At 72.0% G+C, this 20,446-nt stretch carries 18 protein-coding genes and 1 riboswitch; of the genes, 10 read left to right on the top strand and 8 right to left on the bottom strand.

The features are described 5' to 3' along the window. Window positions 1-10 precede the first annotated feature (10 nt). Complete coding sequence (locus FB382_RS11410; RefSeq protein WP_182539247.1) at window positions 11-1,792, bottom strand: DEDD exonuclease domain-containing protein; 1,782 nt, start codon at window positions 1,790-1,792, stop codon at window positions 11-13. A gap of 101 nt (window positions 1,793-1,893) precedes the next feature. Here FB382_RS11410 and FB382_RS11405 point away from each other — a divergent pair, with 101 nt between their 5' ends. The 10 genes from FB382_RS11405 to FB382_RS11360 all read left to right on the top strand — a co-directional run bounded on the left by FB382_RS11405 (window position 1,894) and on the right by FB382_RS11360 (window position 12,151). After that, window positions 1,894-2,151: a hypothetical protein gene (locus tag FB382_RS11405; protein WP_125038692.1), complete on the top strand. Its 258-nt coding sequence runs from the start codon at window positions 1,894-1,896 to the stop codon at window positions 2,149-2,151. Between the two features lie 10 nt (window positions 2,152-2,161). Then, window positions 2,162-3,436: an NYN domain-containing protein gene (locus tag FB382_RS22860; protein ID WP_182539245.1), complete on the top strand. Its 1,275-nt coding sequence runs from the start codon at window positions 2,162-2,164 to the stop codon at window positions 3,434-3,436. An 89-nt stretch (window positions 3,437-3,525) separates the two neighbouring features. Continuing rightward, entirely contained in the window at window positions 3,526-4,467 is a 942-nt protein-coding gene (locus tag FB382_RS11395) for a glycosyltransferase (protein WP_182539243.1), read from the top strand. Next, window positions 4,464-6,470, top strand: a complete 2,007-nt coding sequence (locus FB382_RS11390) for an ArnT family glycosyltransferase (RefSeq protein WP_182539242.1) — start codon at window positions 4,464-4,466, stop codon at window positions 6,468-6,470. The genes FB382_RS11395 and FB382_RS11390 overlap by 4 nt, the downstream gene beginning before the upstream one ends. Then, a complete protein-coding gene (locus tag FB382_RS11385) occupies window positions 6,467-7,168 on the top strand; it encodes an O-methyltransferase (protein WP_182539240.1) in 702 nt (233 codons plus the stop codon). The genes FB382_RS11390 and FB382_RS11385 overlap by 4 nt, the downstream gene beginning before the upstream one ends. Continuing rightward, window positions 7,165-8,115 (top strand): lysylphosphatidylglycerol synthase domain-containing protein, encoded by a 951-nt coding sequence (locus tag FB382_RS11380; protein WP_182539238.1) that lies wholly within the window; start codon window positions 7,165-7,167, stop codon window positions 8,113-8,115. Before FB382_RS11385 ends, FB382_RS11380 begins: the two co-directional genes overlap by 4 nt. Window positions 8,116-8,148: 33 nt before the next feature. Beyond that, complete coding sequence (locus tag FB382_RS11375) at window positions 8,149-8,355, top strand: hypothetical protein (protein WP_125038686.1); 207 nt, start codon at window positions 8,149-8,151, stop codon at window positions 8,353-8,355. A 160-nt stretch (window positions 8,356-8,515) separates the two neighbouring features. Beyond that, window positions 8,516-8,689: riboswitch (cyclic di-AMP (ydaO/yuaA leader) on the top strand. Between the two features lie 45 nt (window positions 8,690-8,734). Further along, window positions 8,735-9,682 (top strand): C40 family peptidase, encoded by a 948-nt coding sequence (locus FB382_RS11370; RefSeq protein WP_220481327.1) that lies wholly within the window; start codon window positions 8,735-8,737, stop codon window positions 9,680-9,682. Window positions 9,683-9,719: 37 nt separating this feature from the next. Next, on the top strand, window positions 9,720-10,928 hold the full coding sequence (locus FB382_RS11365) for a hypothetical protein (RefSeq protein ID WP_182539235.1): 1,209 nt from the start codon (window positions 9,720-9,722) through the stop codon (window positions 10,926-10,928). Beyond that, window positions 10,925-12,151: a M48 family metalloprotease gene (locus tag FB382_RS11360; RefSeq protein WP_182539233.1), complete on the top strand. Its 1,227-nt coding sequence runs from the start codon at window positions 10,925-10,927 to the stop codon at window positions 12,149-12,151. The genes FB382_RS11365 and FB382_RS11360 overlap by 4 nt, the downstream gene beginning before the upstream one ends. Window positions 12,152-12,197: 46 nt before the next feature. Here the strand turns inward: FB382_RS11360 and FB382_RS11355 are convergent, their stop codons facing one another. From FB382_RS11355 to FB382_RS11325, 7 genes are all read right to left on the bottom strand, one after another. Beyond that, window positions 12,198-12,395 carry a Flp family type IVb pilin gene (locus FB382_RS11355; RefSeq protein WP_182539217.1) on the bottom strand — a complete coding sequence of 66 codons (198 nt, stop codon included), beginning with the start codon at window positions 12,393-12,395 and terminating at the stop codon, window positions 12,198-12,200. 161 nt (window positions 12,396-12,556) lie between these two features. After that, window positions 12,557-13,207 carry a response regulator transcription factor gene (locus FB382_RS11350; RefSeq protein ID WP_182539215.1) on the bottom strand — a complete coding sequence of 217 codons (651 nt, stop codon included), beginning with the start codon at window positions 13,205-13,207 and terminating at the stop codon, window positions 12,557-12,559. Further along, a complete protein-coding gene (locus FB382_RS22545) occupies window positions 13,204-14,799 on the bottom strand; it encodes a histidine kinase (RefSeq protein ID WP_182539213.1) in 1,596 nt (531 codons plus the stop codon). Before FB382_RS22545 ends, FB382_RS11350 begins: the two co-directional genes overlap by 4 nt. Then, a complete protein-coding gene (locus FB382_RS11340; RefSeq protein ID WP_182539211.1) occupies window positions 14,796-15,722 on the bottom strand; it encodes a type II secretion system F family protein in 927 nt (308 codons plus the stop codon). The genes FB382_RS22545 and FB382_RS11340 overlap by 4 nt, the downstream gene beginning before the upstream one ends. A gap of 1 nt (window position 15,723) precedes the next feature. Further along, on the bottom strand, window positions 15,724-17,661 hold the full coding sequence (locus FB382_RS11335; protein ID WP_182539209.1) for a type II secretion system F family protein: 1,938 nt from the start codon (window positions 17,659-17,661) through the stop codon (window positions 15,724-15,726). 1 nt (window position 17,662) lies between these two features. Further along, on the bottom strand, window positions 17,663-19,249 hold the full coding sequence (locus FB382_RS11330) for a TadA family conjugal transfer-associated ATPase (protein WP_246377157.1): 1,587 nt from the start codon (window positions 19,247-19,249) through the stop codon (window positions 17,663-17,665). Window positions 19,250-19,253: 4 nt separating this feature from the next. Beyond that, a complete protein-coding gene (locus FB382_RS11325; protein WP_182539207.1) occupies window positions 19,254-20,441 on the bottom strand; it encodes a CpaE/TadZ family protein in 1,188 nt (395 codons plus the stop codon). Window positions 20,442-20,446: the final 5 nt, after the last annotated feature.

Raw genomic sequence — 20,446 nt, 5'->3', positions numbered from 1 at the left:
GGAGGTGAGGTTATCGGGCCGGTTGGTGCACCGGCGACAGGTCACGCCGGTCGTCGAAGGGCACCAGCGAGACTCGCGACTGGTTGACCGCGTCGTGGAGCGCGAGATGCCGGGTCGCCCCTGCCACGGGGCAGGTCCACTCGCCGTCGACCTCGACGAGGCGGACGCCGGGAGACTCCAGCCAGCGCAGCACCTTCTCGGTCTCCTCGGCGGTCGCGGCCGGCACCGGCCCCGGCGCCCCGGTCACCGTCTCGGCCGAGGCGCGCAGCTCGACGACGTACTGGTGGGCGTCGGCGCCCGGCGGGATGATCCCGGCGGCGGCGAGACGGCCGTGTCGGACGACGTGCACGGCCCAACGACCGTCGTCCTCGCGCCGGGCGGCGACGACCTCCGGACAACCGGTGAGCGCGGAGAGTCGCTGGGTGCGGGCCGCTGCCCGGATGAACGAGGCGAGCCGGTCACGATGGATGCCGGCCTCCTCGAAACGCTCGTCGGCCGCGAGGGCCGCCATCCGGACGTTGATCGCCTCCACGACCTCGTCGGGTCGGCGCAGCAGGGTGTCGCGCAGCTGGCGGACCACGGCGGCGTAGGTGGTGGCGTCGACGCTGCCGTCGCACGGGGCCAGGCAGCGCCCCATCTCGGCCAGCACGCACGCGGCGCGCGAGGGCTGGATCGCGAGCCGGTCCGCGCACTGGCGCACCGGGAACGTCTCGTGGAGGGCCGCGAGACACTTCTCGGCGGTCTTCTTCGAGGAGAACGGTCCGAGGTAGTCGGCCTCGTCGTCGAGGACCCGGCGCACGAGAGAGAGACGCGGCCAGGGCTCGCGGGTCAGCTTGATGAAGTGGACCTTCTCGGGGAAGCGCGAGCGCCGGTTGTAGCGCGGCTTGTGCTCGGCGATCAGCCGCAGCTCGCGCACCTCGGCCTCGAGCGCCGTGGCGCACTCGATGCCGGTCACGGTCGACGCCAGCCCCACCATCTCGCCCATCCGGGACCGGGTCTCCGACGCAGTGAAGTAGGAGCGGACGCGGGTGCGCAGGTCGCGGGAGGTGCCGACGTAGAGCACACGGGAGCGGTCGTCGCGGAAGAGGTAGACGCCCGGCTTGTGGGGGAGGGTCTCGGCGAGGTGGCGCTTGCGTCGCTGGGCGGTGCTGACCCGAGCGGAGAAGGTCTGCAGCTCCTCGATGGTGTGCACCCCGAGGCCGCCGAGGCGCTCCATCAGCCCGTGCAGCACGTCGACCGTGGCCCGAGCGTCCGAGAGGGCCCGGTGGTTGGGCGTCGTCTGGGAGTTGAACACCTTGGCCAAGGAGGAGAGCTTGCAGTTGGGGGCGTCGTCCCGGGTGATCACGCGGCGGGCCAGCTTGGCCGTGTCGAGCACCTCGAAGGTCGGCCAGGCGCGCCCCTGCTGCTCGTTGAAGTGCTTGAGGAAGCCGACGTCGAAGGGGGCGTTGTGGGCCACCAGCACCGTGCCGGCCGCGAACTCCAGGAAGGCCGGCAGCGCCGACTCGATCGGGGGCGCATCGGACACCATGGAGTTGGTGATGCCGGTCAGGACCGCGATGAACGCGGGGATCTCCGAGCGCGGGTTGACCAGCGTCTGGAACTCGCCGAGGATCTCGCCGCCCCGGACCTTGACGGCGCCGATCTCGGTGATCATCGACCCACCCGCGGCGGAGCCGCCCGTGGTCTCGAGGTCCACGACGCAGAACGTGATGTCGCGCAGCGGGCGCCCGAGCTCGTCGAAACTGCGTTGCGACTCCCACGTGGAAGGCGCACCCTGAACGCCGCTGCTCATGTCCTCGACGCTAGATGTGGGCGCCGACAATCCGCGTGCGGCGCGCGGAACTAGGCTGTGGGCACCCGTCCGAGCCCCGAGACCCGTCCGAAGGAGCCCTCGTGAGCCCCGTGATCCCCGACGCGGGCCACCGCTGGCGTTGTGGTGGCTGCGGCAACCTGACGCGCTTCGACGTGACCCGCACGCGGCGTACGACGGAGTACTGGCACTTCGACCTCGGGGGCGACCACCGGATCGAGGACACCGACGTGCGCGACGAGACCGTCGAGTCCGTGACCTGCCGGTGGTGCGGACGCAGCGACGCGATCGAGACCGTCTCCCGCACCGACGCCGTGGTGGACGACCCGGCGGCGAGCTGACGGGCCGGCCGTGACCGAGCAGATCCAGCCGACGCTGGGTGACCTCCCCGAGGGCGTGCGCACGCGCGTCGTCGGCCTGACGGCCGACGTCCTGCCCTCCGTCGTACGCCTCCCCGCCTCGCTCCGCCGCGTGGCGACGTTCGCCCCTGCACGCCGGGCGAAGCTGGGTGGCGGCGCCATCGCCGAGGCGCTCGAGGCGGACGACGACTTCCGCGAGCGCGTCGCGACGCAGCTGTCGGCGCGGATCGCCCCCGACCTGGACGTCCCGTCGGCCGAGACGGCGGCCTTCGCGTGGTTGGTCCGCCCCGACGGGTGGGAGCTCGTGGTCAAGCGCGCGGCGGCGCAGCTCGCGGACGCCGAGGTCGCCACCCGCGTCGACCAGGGCGAGCTCGACCGCCTGCGGGATCGGGCCGTCGAGGCGGAGCAGGCGGTGCGCGACCTGCGTCAGCGACACCGCGCGCAGGTCGAGGAGTACAAGTCCGAGAACGCCTCCCTGCGGCGCAAGCTGGGGGAGTCGCGCGTCACGGAGAAGACCGCGAAGGCCGAGCTCGACGCTGCTCTCAAGGACCTCGACGAGCTGCGGGCCGCCGCCGACGCTGCCACGTCCGCCCAGGAGAAGGAGGTACGCCGCCTCCGTGCCCAGGTCGCCCAGCTCGAGAGCGAGGCGACCGCCGAGCGGCGTACGGCCCGGTCCGAACGGGACGACGCGACGCTCCGCGCCCGGCTGCTCCTCGACACCGTCATCGACGCCGCATCCGGCCTGCGCCGCGAGCTCGGCCTCCCCGCCGTCTCGGGGGCGCCGGGTGATCGCGTCGAGTCGGAGGTCGAGAGCGCGACAGCGGCCCGCACCCCGAGCGGCACCCAGGCGCCGATGAGCGCCGCCGTGCTCGAGCAGCTGCTCGCGATGCCGCGCGCCCGGCTGATCGTCGACGGCTACAACGTCAGCAAGTCCGCGTGGCCGAGCTCGTCGCTCGAGGCCCAGCGGATCCGGCTCGTCAACGCGCTCGCGCCCCTCGTGGCCCGGACCGGCGCCGAGACCACCGTCGTCTTCGACGCAGCGGCCTCGACCGCACGCCCGGTCGTCAACGTGCCGCGCGGCATCAAGGTGCTGTTCAGTCCCGAGGGCGTGATCGCCGATGACGTGATCCACGACCTCGTCGAGGCCGAGCCAGCCGGCCGGGTGATCGTCGTGGCGTCCAGCGACGGTGAGGTCGCGTCACACGCTCGCCGGGCGGGAGCGCGGACGGTCGAGGCCCTGCGCCTCGCCGACCTGCTCGGTCGCTGAACCGGACCTGTTCCGGACGGCCACGGGCAGGCCACGCGTGGCTCACTGTCCGTTCACCCCTGCCCGCCACGCTGCCGGGGACCTGGTCAGTGAACGGAAGGGAGCACGTCGTGCTCTGGGTGGTCGTACCCGCGCTCAACGAGGCCGACAACCTGGCCGTGCTCGTCCCGAGGATCGTCGCGGAGCTCGCGACGTTCGACCCGAGCGGACGCGTGCTTGTCGTCGACGACGGCTCCAGCGACGACACCAGCAAGGTGGTCGCCGAGCTGATGACCGAGCTCCCCGAGGTGTGCCTCGAGACGCTCCGGCACAACCTCGGCAAGGCCGCGGCCCTGCAGCGTGGCTTCCGGCGCGCGCTGGACGGCGGGGCCGACGTGGTCGTGATGATGGATGCCGACGGCCAGGACGACCCGGCCGAGCTGGTCCGCCTCCTCGAGCGGATCGAGGACGGCGCCGACCTCGTGACGGGCGCGCGCCTCGACCGGCGCGACCGCTTCGTCAAGCGGCACACGTCGCGCGTCTACAACCGGGTGACCGGTCTGATGTCCGGGGCGCCCGGCCGCGACTTCAACTCCGGCTTCAAGGCCATGCGTGCCGCCGTGGCCGAGGACGTCTCGCCGATGCTGTACGGCGAGATGCACCGCTACCTCACCGTGATCGCCCACGGCATGGGCTACCAGGTCGCCGAGGTGCCGGTGCTCCACCACGAGCGCATGCACGGCACCAGCAAGTACGGCCTCGCCCGCTTCTGGCGTGGCTTCGCCGACCTCGTCACGGTCCGCTTCCTGCTCAGCTACGAGCACCGCCCCTCGCACCTGTTCGGCGCGGTGGGAGCGGCAAGCCTGGTGCTCGGGATGTTCTCGCTGATGTACCTCACGGTCGTGAAGCTCGCCGGCCAGCCGATCGGCGACCGGCCGCTGCTCATGGCCGGCGTGCTGATGGTGATGGTCGGCCTCCAGCTCACGCTCTTCGGCCTGCTTGCCGAGATGGTCGTCCACGCCCGCAACCGCGGGCTGGGCCAGCGCACGTGACCCCTCCGCGGCTCCCGCGGCCGCTCCTGGTCGTCGCCGGGCTGGCCGTGGTGGCCGGTCTCGCGATGGTCTTCGTCGGTGGCTTGCGGACCGGGGTCTCCTGGGACGAGACGTACCACGTGCTGCGGATGCGCAACTTCCTCGGCCCCGGCTGGTACCTCCTCGACGGCGACCTCCAGGGTGACCACCCCGGGCCGTGGGAGGACCAAGCCTACGTCTACGCCCCGGTCGCGATGATCCTGCTGCACGCGTGGACGCTGCTGTGGGGTGTCGACGGCAGCGGTCTCGTGTCCGGGTCCCCCGAGGCGTTCGCCCTGCGCCACGTCGGCGTCGGGCTCATCTCCGCCGTCGGGATCGCCGCGGCCGCCGCGCTCACCCGCCTGGTGCTCGGATCTTGGCGGTGGGGCCTCGTGGCCGCGGCGTTCCTGGTGGCGCTGCCGCTGTGGACCGGGCAGTCGATGTTCAACGTCAAGGACGTGCCGGTCGCCACCGGCTACACGTTGGCGACGCTCGGGCTGGCGCTCGTGGTGGGATCGCGCGCGCCTCGGCGCCTCGCGCTCGGCGGAGCGGTCACGCTGTCGGGCCTCGTCCTCGCCGTCGGCACCCGCCCGGGCATCTGGCCCGGGCTGGCGCTCGCGTTCGCCGGAGCCGGCGTGCTCGCCCTGGCGAGGTCGGGCCGGGTGCCCCGTCTCGGCGTCATCGTGGTGTCGGGGGTTGCGGGCTTCCTGGTGCTGCTCGCGGTCTACCCCGCCGCGTTCAGCACGCCGGTGACGCTGCTGCTGGACTCGGCGCTGGAGTCCTCGCGCTTCGGCGGCCACGTGGGCTTCTGGTGGTACGTCCCGCTGTGGCTCCTCGTCGAGGTCCCGTCCCTCCTGCTCGTGCTCGGCGCGGTCGGCGCCCTCGTCGCGGCCTTCAGGATCGTCCGTCAGCGCACGGAGGTCACCACGGCGTACGCCGCCCTCGCACTCGTCCTGCTCCAGGGCTTCGCGCTGCCGGTGCTGGCCTCGGTGCGTCAGTCCAACCTCTACAACGGGCTGCGGCAGCTGCTGTTCGCCGCGCCTCCGCTCGCCGTGCTGGCGGCGGTCGGCACGGCCGCCCTGCTCGCCGCCGTTGCCGAGCGTGGCCGGGGGCTCCGGATGGCGGCCGGGGGAGCCGTGGGTCTCGCGCTCGTCGCACCGATGGCGTCGCAGTTGGCGATGTTCCCGTACAACTACGGCACCACGACGGCGCTCGCCAACGTCGTCGCGACACACGTCTCCTCGATCCCCGAGATCCCGACCGACTACTGGCGCACCAGCGTCCGCGAGCTCGCGCCGGAGATCCCGGCGGACGGCTGGGTCACGTGCTCGCCGCTGACCGACGACGAGGGTCGCTACCTGCGGTTCAGCAACGACAGCCACGACGACTGCGCGACCGATCCGATCGGCCCCCTCGCGCCGTACGACGACCTCCGTACCGGCTCGTGGGACGGGGGCCCGACCCGCTTCCTCGCCGTCCAGACCGGGACGTCGACGATCGCCGACAACTGCACCGAGATCGCGCGGGTCACCCGCTGGCTGATCTGGCGCCCGGTGACCATGTCCTACGTCGCCACCTGCGACCTGGCCCTCGAGCCCTACCCGGCCGCAGGGCTGTCCTTCGACGGCGCGGGCGAGGGGTCGTCGTACCTGCTGGGTGGCTGGAGCTACCGCCACGGGGAGCCAGGCATCGCTGTGGCGAGGTCGTCGGCCTCCGTGGGCGTCCAGCTACCGACCGACTGGCACGGGGACCTCACGCTGCACGCGCGGGTCCTCGACGGCGCCGGCCTCCGGCTGACCGTCAACGGCGAGACGGTCGCGACGGGCCGGGACGGCGACCGCCTCACCGCGACGGTGCCCGCCTCGACCGTGGCCGCCTACGGCGAGCGGCGGGTGGTCGTCGGGTTCGCCGACCCCGCCGGCGACCCGCGACTCCTCTCGCTCGACCTGACCTCCCGCCACACCGACGGAAGGGCCCCCTCGTGAAGCGCACCTACGTCACGCTGGTCCGCGCCGCACGCTCCGTGCTCGGCGTCCTCGGCGTGCTGCACCTCCTCGACCTCCTCGCGCACCGCTCGCGCGCCGCGCTCTGGGTCCGGTCGTGGTTCTCCATCTACGACCTCGAGGACCTGTTGGCCCTCGACGTCCCGTGGTGGACGTTCCGCTCCGCCGACGAGGTCGAGGAGTTCCTGCGGCGGAGGCCGTGCGCCGCGGCGTTCGAGTGGGGCTCCGGCGCGTCCACGGCCTGGCTGGGGCGGCGGGCCGCCTCGGTCGTCAGCGTCGAGCACGACCTGGCCTGGGCCGACCGGATGGCCCCGGTGCTGCCCGACAACGCCCGGCTCGTCGCCGTCCCGCCGGGACCGGCCTGGCCCGGGGGCATCCCCTCGGGCAAGCCCGGCTTCGCCGACCTCGACTTCACCAACTACGTCGACGCGATCGACGAGGTCCCCGGTCCGCTCGACCTGATCGTCATCGACGGCCGGGCCCGGGAGGCGTGCCTGGACAAGGCCGTCGACAGGCTGGCGCCGGACGGCCTGATCGTGCTCGACAACGTCGACCGGGCGCGCTACCGCCACGCGGTGGCCGCCCAGGGGGACCGGATCGACGTGACCTGGACCCGCGGGCTCACCCCGTCGCTGCCCTACCCCACGCGGACGGCGCTGATCTCCCTGAGGACCGGATGAGCGACCGCCACCCCGCCCTGAAGCCCGCGATGAACCTCGCGCGGGTGCTGTTCCTCCTGCTCGTGGTGGCGTTCGCCTGGTGGGGGCTGCACGACCGCGGGGACGAGTTGCGGCACGGCCTGGCCCGTACGTCGATCACGGGAGTGCTCGTCGCCTCGACGCTGGTGCTGGTGGGGCTCCTGGCCACCAGCGTCGCCTGGCTGCGGCTGCTGGCCGGCTTCGGGCACCGGCTGCCCGGTTGGGACGGCCGCGCGGTCTTCTTCGTGGGCCAGCTCGGCAAGTACATCCCCGGCTCGGTGTGGTCGGTGAGCGCGCACGCCGGCCTCGCCCGGAAGTACGGCGTCCCCCTGCGCTGCAGCGTGGGCACCTCGATGACGTTCCTGGGCGTCAACCTCGCCACTGCTGGCCTCCTCGGCGGCTCCGTGACCCTCGCCGGCTCCTGGGCGCTGCACGTCCCGGACTGGCTGGTCGTGCTCGGGCTCGTGGCGTGCGTGGTGGCCATGGCGCCGGCGCTGGTCAACCGGCTCGGCTCGTTCGTCGCGGGCCCGGGGGAGTCGCTGCGCCTCTCGTGGCTCGACGTGGCCGTGCTCGTGGCGCTGATGGGCGTGACCTGGGGCTGCTACGCCGGCGCCATCGTCGCGCTCTCGCCCGACCCGGGCTGGCCGCTGCTGGGCGTGGCGGCGGGAGCCTTCGCCGTGGGCTACACCGTGGGCGTGGCGGTCGTCTTGGCACCGGCCGGCGTCGGCGCCCGGGAGGTCACCATGGTCGCGCTGATGGCGCCCTCGATGGGCGTGGGCGCCGCCACGGCGGTCGCCCTGCTGACCCGGGCCTTGCACACCGTGGCCGACCTCGTGTGGGCCCTCTCGGCGTGGCTCGTGGTGCGGGGGCGGGGGCCTGCCGAGCCGGCCGTCGACACGCCGACACGCCGCGAGCCGGCGCCCCTGTGAGAAATGTCGGTGGGCGCTGACAGCGTCACCGGCATGACGACGCGAATCGACTGCGACACCTGCGTGGTGCGTGGGCTTGCGTGCCACGACTGCGTGGTGACCGTGCTGCTCGGCCCGCCCCCCGAGCTGACCTTCGACGACGACGAGCGGCGCGCCCTCGACGTCCTGGCCCAGGGTGGGCTCGTCCCACCACTCCGACTCGTGGAGCCCGTCACGGCCCGGGACGTGGAGTCCGCGTGACCCACGGGACGCGTGTGACGGATGTGACGAAGCTCCTGCAAAAAGTCAGGCGTGGCCCTGAACACGTTGGCAACATGGTGCCGAAAGTTTGGACCCGCGCCCGTCTCGCCACTAACCTCGGTGGCTCAGGTGTCCGTGGCAGTGGATCATTCGGGTCCGCGCGGGCACCGCGCTGAGTCCGGGACCATTCGGGTGGTCCTGGAGCCGGGGAACCACCACATCTGGGGTGAATCCCTCACAAGGCGGGGACACGCAGGTGTCGCCGAGGAGTGGGGGTAGGGCAAGTCGTGCCCGAATCCGTCAGCTCACCCGGTAGGCGTACGACAGCAAGGGAGACCTCCCGCTCGTGCACCACGGTCGGAAGCGACTCATCACTGCCATGTCCGGGATCGCGCTCGCCGCGACCGTCGGCGTCATCCCCTCCTCGCCCGCGCAGGCCGAGCCCAACATCGACGACGTCCAGGCGCGCGTCGACCACCTCTACCACGTGGCCGAGCAGGCGTCGGAGCGCTACAACAACGCCCGGATCCAGCTCCGTGACCTGAGCCGCGACCTCAAGGCCCTCAAGGCCGACCAGGACCGCCAGGACGCCAAGCTGTCGGTCGTGCAGGGGCAGGTCCAGGACTCCATCGTGCGCCAGTACGAGGGCGAGGGCCTCAACTCCGTCGGCCAGGTCGTCGTCTCCGACGACCCCAGCGCCTTCCTCTCCAAGCTCTCCACGATGTCGGCGTTCAACGACCTCCAGTCGAGCCTCTTCGAGGACTACTCGACCGAGGTCAAGGCGCTCGACATCCGCCGCGAGGCCTACGAGAAGCGCTCCGCCGAGATCGCGGCCACCAAGGAGAAGCTGGCCAAGGAGAAGGCCACGATCGAGGACAAGCTCAACGAGGCGAAGTCCCTGCTCGGCAAGCTCCAGGCCGAGCAGCGCCAGGCCCTGCTGTCCCGCGACACCTCGCGCCTCCCCAGCGTCTCCGCCTCCGGCGGTGCCGCGGCCGCGCTCAACTACGCGATGGCCCAGGTCGGCGACGCCTACGTCTACGGCGCCACGGGTCCCGACGCCTACGACTGCTCCGGCCTCACCATGATGGCCTGGGCGCAGGCCGGCGTCGCCCTGCCGCACTCCTCCAGCGCCCAGTACAGCTCCGGCCCGCACATCGCCGAGAGCGACCTGCAGCCGGGCGACCTGGTGTTCTACTACAGCCCGATCAGCCACGTGGGCATGTACATCGGCAACGGTCTCATCGTGAACGCGGAGAACCCCTCCGCCGGTGTCAAGGTGACCGGCCTGCACACCATGCCGTACGTCGGCGCGGTCCGCCCTGGCTGACCTTCCGACCTCGAAGGCCGGTCGCCCACGTTGGTGGGTGGCCGGCCTTTCGCTGTCCCTGCTGGTGGTCGTCGGACTCCTCGCCTGGCACGTCCTGGCCCCTTCGGAGTACGTCGCTCCCGCGCCGGACCGGGCCGCGCACCGGGTCGACCCGGCACTGGCGACCGAAGCGCTGCACCGCCTCGAAGCGGCAGTGACCAACGACGACCCGGCGGCAGCGCGCGCGCTGGCGCCGGCCGGCGACGAGCACGCGGGCGACCTGCTCGCCGCCGTCGTCGACAACGCCCACGATCTCCGGGTCCGCGACTTCACGCTCCGCTATGTCGACGAGGAGGGCGCCCTCGCGGCCGACGGTGCCTGGCAGGCCGCCGTCGACACCACCTGGCGGCTCGCCGGCTTCGACGCCACCCAGGCCCGCACGGAGGTGCTCTTCCACTTCGTCGACGAGGGCGACCGGATCGGCCTCGCCGCGATCGGTGGCGGCGGTCGGCAGAGCCCGTTGTGGCTCGGCGACCGCCTGGAGGTCCGTCGTACCGCCTCGACGCTGGTGGCGGTGGACGGCTCGGCCGCCGAGGCCGACGCCTACGCCAAGCGGGCTGCGGCCGCAGTCCCGGTCGTGCGGCGGGTGCTGCCCGGCTGGCACGCCGGCCTGGTCGTCGAGGTGCCCAGGTCCCTGGACGACCTGGCGCGGGTTCTCGCCGCCGAGCCCGGCCAGTACTCCAACATCGCCGCCGTCACGACCACCACCGACGGCTCGCAGGCTCCGGACGCACCCGTGCACGTGTTCGTGAACCCCGACGTGTTCGACCGGCTCAAGCCGCAGGGGGCACAGGTCGTGATGAGCCACGAGGCGGTCCACGTGGCGACCGGGGCGGCGACGAGCGCGACGCCGCTGTGGCTGCTCGAGGGCTTCGCCGACTACGTCGCGCTCCGCGACGTACCGCTGCCGATCACCACCACCGCCTCCCAGATCATCAGGGAGGTCCGCAAGGACGGGCCTCCGGGCCACCTCCCCGGTCCCGCGGAGTTCGACACGACCGCCTCGCACCTCGGTGCGTCGTACGAAAGCGCCTGGCTTGCGTGCACGGTGCTCGCGGCCGACGGTGGAGAGCCTGCGTTGGTGCGGTTCTACCGCGAGGTGGACGGCGGGACACCGCTCGGCACGGCGCTGCGTCGCGAGTTCGGGCTGACCGAACGCGAGCTGACCGCCCAGTGGCGGGCCCGTTTGTCACACTTGGCGGCGTGACCGACCCCGCCCGCAGGACATCGCTGGTCGTGACGCTCGTCGGCGGGGTCGCGTTCGTCGCGCTGGCGGCGTGGCTGGTGCCCTGGCACCCCGTCCCCGGAGGCATGCCTGCCCCGGTCCCGGCCTCCTCGGTGTTCACGCCGTCGCAGATCGACCGGGCCGAGGACTTCTCGCGCTGGGCGCGGGTGTGGAGCTGGGGCTCTCTGGCGGTCTCGCTCGGCGTTGCGGCCTGGTTCGGCTTCACCCGGCGCGGCGCCGGCCTGGCCCGGCGGATGCCGGGGCCCTGGTGGGTCCGCACCGTCCTGCTCGTGGCCGCGCTGGCCGTGATCGGACGGGTCGTCACCCTCCCGTTCGCGGTCGCCCTGAGGGTCCATGTCCGTGACTATGGCCTGTCCCACCAGTCGTGGGCGGGCTTCGCCTACGACCTGGTCGTCGGCCAGCTCGTGCTGGTCGTGACGACCTCGCTCGGCCTGCTGCTCGTGATGGCCTGTGCCCGTCGCTGGCGTCGACGCTGGCCCGCCGTCGCGGGCGGGCTCCTCGCCGTCCTGGTGCTGGCCGGCTCCTACGTCTACCCGGTGCTGGTCGAGCCGCTGTTCAACCACTTCACCCCGCTGCCCGACGGGACGCTCCGGACCCAGATCCTGCGGCTGGCCGACGAGGAGCACGTGCACGTCGACGACGTGCTGGTCGCGGACGCCTCCCGCCGTACGACGACGCTCAACGCCTACGTGTCCGGCTTCGGGGACACCCGCAGGGTCGTCGTCTACGACAACCTCGTGGATGACCTGCCGGAGGACGAGGCGCTGTCCGTGGTGGCTCACGAGATCGGTCACGCCCGCCACAACGACGTGCTGACCGGATCGGCGCTGGGGGCTGCCGGCGCGGTCTTCGGGGTGGGCCTGCTCGGCCTGCTGGTCGGAACACAGCGGCGCGGTCGGCGCGGGGGAGTGGGCGACCCGGCGACGGTGCCGCTGCTGCTCGCCCTGGTCGCGTTGGGGACGCTGTTGTCGAGCCCCGTGGAGAACGGCATCAGCCGCCAGATCGAGACCCGCGCCGACGTCGCGGCCCTCGAGGCCACCCACGACCCCGATGCCTTCGTCGCGATGCAGGAGCAGCTGTCGCTGCGGGCCCTGGCCGACCCCACGCCACCCGCCTGGTCGCAGTTCTGGTTCGGCAGCCACCCCACCACCCTCCAGCGGATCGCGATCGCTGAGGCGAAATGAGAACCGGCCGCGCGTCGTGGACGCGCGGCCGGATCGTGTGCTCGGATCAGCAGCTGCCGCTACCGCTAATCGCGCTACACGTGTCCGTGAACGCGCCCTTGATCTTGCCGCCGAGGACGATGACGACAGCGACGATGACGGCGGCGATGCCGGCGATGAGCAGGCCGTACTCGACGGCGGAGGCGCCGCGCTCCTCCATCTTGGCGAAGCGGGCGTTGAGCAGGATGCGGAGGTAGTCCACCATTTTGAGTCTCCCTTAGAGGTCCCAGGTCACTGCGAGACGGGGGGAGTCTCGCGCGTCCCTAGCCTCACGGATCGGGGCCTGTGGGTGACCGGGTGGACGTGTCGAGCCCGGTAGTCACTTCGGACTACCCCGCCGCCACGAACGACGCGGGCTGACGAGGGTCAGGAGTTGGTCTGGCGCACGCTGGACAGCAGCCCGATCCGCATCGCGGTGACGAGGGCCTGGGCGCGGTTGCTGGCGCCGAGCTTCTGGTAGATCCGGGCGATGTGCGACTTGGCCGTGGACTCGCTCATGAAGAGCTTCTCGCCGATGGCGGTGGCCCCGAGCCCGTCGGCGAGCAGCAGCAGCACCTCGTGCTCGCGCTCGGAGAGCTTCGTGGACCCCGCGGCGGTGCGACGCATCATGGCGCCAACCAGGCCGGCGCAGACGAACGAGCGGGGAGAGACCGCCGAATGGCGAGCTGCCTTCACGACCTCGCCGGACGGGGCGTCCTTGCCCACGAAGCCCGACGCGCCTGCCTCCATAGCGGCGAAGATCTGCTCATCGCCCGAGTGCATGGTCAGCACGACCAGTCCGGTGGTCTGGCTCTTGCGGCGGATCGCCCGGATGATGTCGAGGCCGGTGCCGTCCTGGAGCTGCAGGTCGGCCACGACGACGCTCGGCTCGAGCTCGTCGTACTTGGCCAGGGCCTCGGCGACGCTCCCGGCGACGCCGACCACGGTCATGTCGTCCTCAAGGTCGAAGACACCGGCCAGACCGTCGCGGATCAGCTGGTGGTCGTCGACGAGGAGCACGCTGGTCGGGTTGCTCATGCGCCCACTATCGCATCGTTGTCGCTGCCGACCGACGATGGATCGCCGCTCTGCTCAGGAATCCGCACCGTGACCGCTGCTCCGCCGGCCTCGCGGTCGGTGATCGTGAGGTGCGCGCCGATGAGCAGGGCCCGTTCGTGCATGATCTCGAGGCCGTGGGAGTCGCTGCGCGCCTGCTGGAGGCCCAGGCCGTCGTCGGTGACGGTGATCGTCGCTGCCGGGGCGTGCACCTGGCAGTGCACGTCGATCCGCGTCGCGTGCGCGTGCCGGACCGCGTTGGTCATGGCCTCCTGCGCGATCCGGAAGAGCTCGGCCTCGACCTCGGGCCGCAGCCGGGTGGTGCGCTCGTCGAGGGTGACGTGGATGGGCACGTGGGAGACCTCGGTGAGGTTGCGCGCGATGGCACCGATGGCGGTGCCGAGGCTCTCGCTGGTCCCCACTGTGGTGCGCAGTGTGAGGACCGAGCGCCGTACCTCGGCGACGACGGCGGTGATGCGCTCGCGCAGCACCGCGATCCGCGCGGCCTGCTCGGGCGACCCCGCCCGCGCGGCGAGCGCATCGACGAGGTAGCCCAGGGACGCGATGTCCTGAGCCACGCCGTCGTGCATCTCCCGAGCGAGACGGCGGCGCTCCTCGGCGGTGGCCGCGTCACGGAACGACGCGAAGAGCAGCGCCGTGTCGAGGTGGACGGCACTGGCCGCGAGTCGGTCGCTGAGCGCTGCGATCTTCTGCTCGAGGGCGATCAGCTTCAGGTCGACGCGGTCGGAGAGCACGCCGGCCACGACAGCGATCGTGCCCGCCTCGCTGACCAGCGGGAACGCGAAGACCCCGCCGTCGACGAGCGGCCGGCTGAGGGCCCACGCCTCGACGGCAAGCTCCTCGGCGGCCCCACCTAAGGCGTCAGTGTCCGAGGCGGACTTGGTGATCAGGGGAGTGAGGCTGTCGCCGCGCGGGACGTAGAGGACCGTGCTCTCGGCTGGGAGGTCGTCGCGGACCGCGCTGAGGATCACCCCACCCAGGGCCACTGGCTCGAGCCCGGAGCTGAGGCCACCCGACAGGTCGATGAGCTCGCGGATCAAGGCCTGGGCGTAGTGGTAGGGCGCCAGCGGGTCGTTCTCCTGTTCCAGGGTCGCGTGGACGAACCCAGCGATCAGACCCATCCCCAGGCCGGTCATGCACCAGGTGAACGCCCCGAAGGCCTGGTCACCGGTGAGGGCGCCGAACGCCGCCACCGGGATGGCGACCACGGCCACGAGCTCGGCCGAGAGGGCCAGGAGCATCCCGCGCCACCCCAGCCGGAGGGCGGCGACGAACGGGGGGACCGCGAGGGCACCGAGCACGGCGAGCGAGGTGTGGATCGAGAAGCCGCAGATCGAACCGATCGTCGCCGCCTCGAGCGTGGACGTCGTCATGACTGGCCAGCCGGAGCGTGCCTGGGCGAGCGTTCCCAGGACCCAGACGGCGCCGACGGCGGCGAGCGCCACCAAAGCAGGCGAGTCCCTGGACCACAGGACCGGTGCGACGAGGGCCACGAGGACGAAGCCCCGCGCGACGGCGCTGAGGCGGAGGAACTGCCGGTCGTGGGAGGTCACTTGCCCGTATTCTGCATGACGCTGATGACGGCCGGGCCCATGACCGCGACGAACAGACACGGCAGGATGCAGAAGATGAGCGGCACTGTCATCTTGACCGGCACCTGTTGGGCCTTCTCCTCGGCGCGCTGACGCCGCTTGACCCGGATCTCGCTCGACTGTGTCCGGAGCACCTGCCCCATAGGGATACCGAAGGCATCGGCCTGGACCATCGCGCTGACGAAGGTCCGGACGTCCGGGACGGTCGTCCGGTCGGCGAGTGCCCGCAGGGCCGCAGAGCGTCCCTGACCGATCTGCATCTCCCGCAGCACCCGGGCGAACTCGTCGGCGAGCGGTCCTTCCGTGTTGCGAGCCACCTGCTGAAGTGCGGCGTCGAAGCCGAGGCCCGACTCGACGCTGATGGTGAGCAGGTCGATGGCGTCGGGCAGTTCCCGCTGCATCTGCAGGGCCCTGTCGTAGCCCTTCTGGTAGAGGTAGAGGTTGGGGGCGAAGAAGCCCGCGACCAAGCCGCCGAGCACGGCGACGATCCGCACCGGCAGGCCAGCGCCGAGCATGAGCGAGAAGAGCAGCGCCACCACCAGGCCGGCGACGGCGCCGATGACCTTGCCGGACACGACCCGGTCGACGGTCCACCCCTCCGGGTTGCCGGCGAGCTCGAGCTTGGTGCGGATCCGCTCCGCGGAGTCGCCGCCGGTGAAGCGCTGGCCGACCTTGAGGGCTCGCTCCTGCAGCGGCTGCAGCACCCGCTCTCCGAACGGCTTGTCGAGGTCCTTGGTCAGCTCCTTGGGCGCGTCGGTCATCGCCTGGAGGACCGCCAGCGACCCTCTCACCCCACCGCCCGGCTTCCCGTCGCCGAGCGCGGCCGAGAGCAGCACGAGGGCAACGACGAAGAGCAGCACGCCCATCACGAAGAGCAGGACCACGTCACACCTCCACCTTGATGAGTTTGCTCATCCAGAAAGCGCCGACGGAGAGCAACACGCCAGCACCGAGCAGCATCAGCCAACCGATCGGGGTCACGAACATGGGATGCACGTAGTCGCCGTTGGAGATCACGAGGTACAGCAGGAAGAGCGGAGGCAGCCCGCCAAGGACGTAGGCCGAAAGCTTGCCCTCGGCCGCCAGGGCGGCGACTTGCCGACGCATGTACTCGCGCTCGCGCATCGTGGCCGCGACCGTGTCGAGCAGCTCGGCGAGGTTGCCGCCGACCTGGCGCTGGATCTTGATCGCCATCACGACCCAGGCGAAGTCCTTGCTGTCGAAGCGCTCGGCGACGCCTTCGAGGGAGTCCTCGAGGGACACGCCGAGCCGGGTCTCGACGAGCACGCGCTTGAACTCCGAGGCGATCGGCTCGGCCCCCTCCCTGACGATGGTGTCGACCGACTGGGCGAGCGACAGTCCCGCGGACAGCGAGCCGCTCATCAGTTGCAGGGTGTCGGGCAGCGAGGTGCCGAAGGCCTTGCGGCGACGCGACGCCTTCAGCCCGAGGAACATCCACGGCCCGAGCCCGCCCAGTACCAGGAACAGGAAGCCGACCACGATGCTTCCCGTGCCGAGCAGCAGTCCCACGACACCGGCGCCGACGAAGATCCCGACGTGGATGAGCAGCCACTCCGCGGACTTCAGCTGGCTGCCCGCGCCCTCGAGGCGGCGAGAGATCCGCTCCTCGAGGGACTTGTTGCGGGTCAGCACGCTGGTGGCGGCCTCGGTGGCCTGCGCCAGCGCCTGCTCGGTGTCGACGCGGTGCGCCCCGGACGACGCGCCTGGGCTGCGCCGGCTGAGCCGGGCGGTGTAGGTCGACACCCGGTCCTCGGCGGTCATCGCGGTCTCGCGGCGCGGGACGAGGAGCACGAGCACGGCGACCAGCCCGGCGCCCATCGCCCCGATGCCGACGTACATCACGGAGTCGGGGACCGCCCAGCCCTGGTCGGACGAGGCGGGTGGGGCCACCGCTGGGGCGCCCTTCGCGGGCTTCGCCGGCGGCCGGACGGTCGTGAACGCCTGCGCCGTGAGCGTCCCGACGTCGGTGGGGAGCGAGACCTCGACGGTGCCCTCGCTGTCGGTCACCGAGTCCGGCAGCTTCGCGGTCACGAGGACCTGGTGCGCGAGGACGTCGGCCTCGGCCGAGAAGGCATCACGCAGCGCGCCCGAGCTGGCGTTGACGACCTGCCCGGAGCCGGCCTTCGCGATGGCCCGGAGCGGAGCGGGGGTGCCGCCCTGGTCGAGGGAGACGACGTCGGCCAGCACGTCCGCGTCCGCGACGGCAACGGTGACGTCGCCTAGGTCCGTGTCGCTGGTGTCGGCGCCGTCGGAGAGCACGAGCAGCGTGCGCTGTCCCTCGCTGCCGGCCATCCGGACGGCGGCGAGGACCCCGTCGTAGAGCCGGGTCTGGCGGCTCAGCGTGAGCGCGTTGACCGTGGCCCGGGCAGCGTCGCGGTCGCGGGTGGGGGGCAGCGACTCGACGACGTCTCCGGCGAACGACACGACCCCGACGTAGACGTCGTCGGGGACGGAGTCGAGGAAGACCGAGGCGGCGGACTTGGCGGCCTCGAAGCGGAGGCCACGCATGGAGTTGCTGGTGTCGATCGCCAGCACGGCGGTACGGCGCACGGTGGTGCTCGTGGCGGCCAGGGAGGCCCGGGCGGGGACGGCGGTCCCCTCGATCGCCAGGCCGACGCCGCTCAGGTCGACGGTGGCGCTGGCGGGCACCGAGACCAGGATGCTGACCTTCTTGCCGGTCGTCTCGACGTGCGCGATCGACGCGGCATGGGTGTCGGCAGCGCGGGCAGGGGCGCCGAGGCCGGTGGCCGTGACGACCACGGCGACCAGCGCGGTCCCGAGAAGTCGGAGGAGCAGGTCCATGTCAGTGGGCGCCCGGCACGAAGAGCAGGGGGTCCACGACCACGTTGGCGTAGGCCATCTTCTCGAGGAACTTCGGGCGCAGGCCGGTGGCCGCCAGGCGCCCCAGGGCCCGGCCCTCGCTGTCGAAGCCCAACGAGTGGTCGTAGACGAAGATGTCCTGGAGGGTGATGACGTCGCCCTCCATCCGCTCCACCTCCGTGATGTGCGTGATCCGGCGGGTGCCGTCCTTGAAGCGGGTCTGGTGGACGATCAGGTCGACCGCCGAGGCCACCTGTTCACGGATCGCGCGGATCGGCAGGTCCATGCCGGCCATCAGCACCATCGTCTCCATGCGGGAGAGCGTGTCGCGGGGCCCGTTGGAGTGCAGTGTGCAGATGGAGCCGTCGTGGCCGGTGTTCATGGCCTGGAGCATGTCGAGGGCGGAGGCGTCGCGGACCTCACCGACGATGATCCGGTCGGGACGCATGCGCAGACTGTTCTTGACGAGGTCGCGGATGCTGACCTCGCCCTTGCCCTCGATGTTGGAGGGGCGTGACTCGAGCCGGACGACGTGCTCCTGCTTGAGCTGGAGCTCGGCGGCGTCCTCGATGGTCACGATCCGCTCGTCGTCGGGGATGAACGACGACAGCACGTTGAGCGTGGTGGTCTTGCCGGCGCCGGTGCTCCCGGACACGATCACGTTGAGCCGGCCGCGCACGCAGGCATCGAGGAAGTCGGCGGTCTGCGGGCTCAGCGAACCGAACCGGATGAGGTCGGCCACGGTCAGGGGGTCGGTGGCGAACTTGCGGATCGTCAGTGCGGAGCCGTCGACCGCGAGGGGCGGGACGACCGCGTTGACGCGGCTCCCGTCGGGGAGACGAGCGTCGACCATCGGGCTCGACTCGTCGACGCGGCGGCCGATCCGGGACACGATCTTGTCGATCGTGCGCCGCAGGTGGGCCTCGTCGACGAAGTGGGCGTCGGCGTGCGTGAGCCGGCCGCTCTTCTCCAGCCAGATGCTGTCGTGGCCGTTGACCATGACCTCGGAGACGTCGGGGTCGCGCAGGAAGGGCTCGATCGGGCCGTAGCCCAGGATGTCGTCGCTGATCTCCTGGGTGACGCGGGCGCGGTCGCTGGAGCTGAGCGGGCGGTCCTGGGAGGAGAGGACGTCGCCGAGCACCGCGCGGACGCGCTGGTCGAGCTCGTTCTGGTCCATGTCGGCGTCGTAGAGGTGCGGGCCGAGCTGCTTGAGCAGCTCGACGTGCACGTTGGCCTTGAGCTCCTCGAGGCGGTCCTGCTGGGAGGCGGCGCTGCGGCGCTGGCCCAGGCTGGGCTGCTCCTTGGCCGCCACCTTCGGTCGGCTCGCAGCAGTCGCAGCCGCAGCAGCCGCAGCAGCCTGGGCTGCGGCCGTCGCGCTGGCCTCCGGGCTGGCTTCGGGGCTGCGCTCGGGACCCGCCTCCAGGGAGGGCCCGGCGTGCCGGGGTGCTTCGGACGTGGGGGCGTCGTCGGCGAACGGCTCGTCGGCTCCGACCTCTGCGGCGGCGGCCGCGAGGCGGGCTTCCTCGCTGGCGCGCCGTGCGGCGGCCATCCGGTCGGCCAGGCTGCTCATGGCGTCATCTCCGGATCCGGAAGCGGCGGGCACCCCGGTCGGGCTCGTCGCCCGGGGACAGGGCGGATGGGAAGGCACCCGGCGCGGCCGGCTCGCCGGCCAGCTCGGTGGCCAGCGCCCGGATCGCGCCGCTCGAGGCGTGGTCGGGGTTGCCGGCCACGATCGGGTTGCCGGCGTTGGTGGCGGCCGCGATCTCCATCGAGGTGGCGACCTGTGTGGCGACCCGCATGCCGAGGATCGCCTCGACCTTGTCGGCCCCGATGCCGACGGCGTCGTCGGCCCGGTTGAGCAGGAGGTGGCGGTGGCCGCGGGCGATGTTGAGCATCTCCATCGTCTCGAGCGCGACCTTGACGTTCTTCAGGGTCGGCACGTCGAGGGTGGCGACGATGACGCACTCGTCGGTCTCGTCCAGCGCCGTGAGCGTCTGCTCGTCGAAGGCCGGGGCGGTGTCGACCACGACGAAGTCGAAGCTCTCCCTGAGCAGCTTCAGCACCCGCGCGATCAGGGCGGGGGAGACCCGGTCGCGCACGTCGGGGTGGCTCGGCGCGGCCAGCACCATCAACGACCCCTGGTGACGGGTGAGCAGCCCCGCGAGCTGGTCCCCGTCGAGCGAGTCGTCCGACCCGATCGCGTGCTCGATGGAGTGCGTGGGGAACAGCTGCATGGTGATCGCCACGTCGCCGAACGCGAGGTCGAGGTCGACCAGGCACACCTTGCGCGCGCCGCGGTCGGACAGCGCGAGGGCGAGGTTGACCGCCATGGTGGTCTTGCCGACCCCGCCCTTGGGGGAGAAGACGGTGACGACCTTGCCGGTCTGGGCCGCGCCCGTCGGGCCGCGGAGGGCAACGTACAGCTGGTGGGCGCGGTTGACGGCGCCGGCGACGGCCTCGAGGTCCTCAGCGGGTACGACGTCCCGCGCGCCGGCCTTCATGGCCCGGGTCAGCATCTGGGTGTCCAGGGCCTCGCGGACCAGCACCACGCTGATCGTGGGGCGCGCGACCCGCAACGACTCGCAGGCGACGAGGGCCTCGTCGAAGTCGAGGTGCGGGCCGAGGACGACGACGTACTCGCCGGTGTGCTGCCCCAGCCAGGCCATCAGCCGTTCGGTCGAGTCGACCGCGTGGGAGCCGGTGGGCATGGCTCCCAGCAGCGACGTCAGGGTCGCGGGGTCAGCGTCTGCAACGACAGGCATCCCGG

The sequence above is a fragment of the Nocardioides ginsengisegetis genome, assembly GCF_014138045.1.
GTDB lineage: Bacteria > Actinomycetota > Actinomycetes > Propionibacteriales > Nocardioidaceae > Nocardioides > Nocardioides ginsengisegetis.
This window is presented reverse-complemented; position numbering and strand designations above follow the sequence as displayed.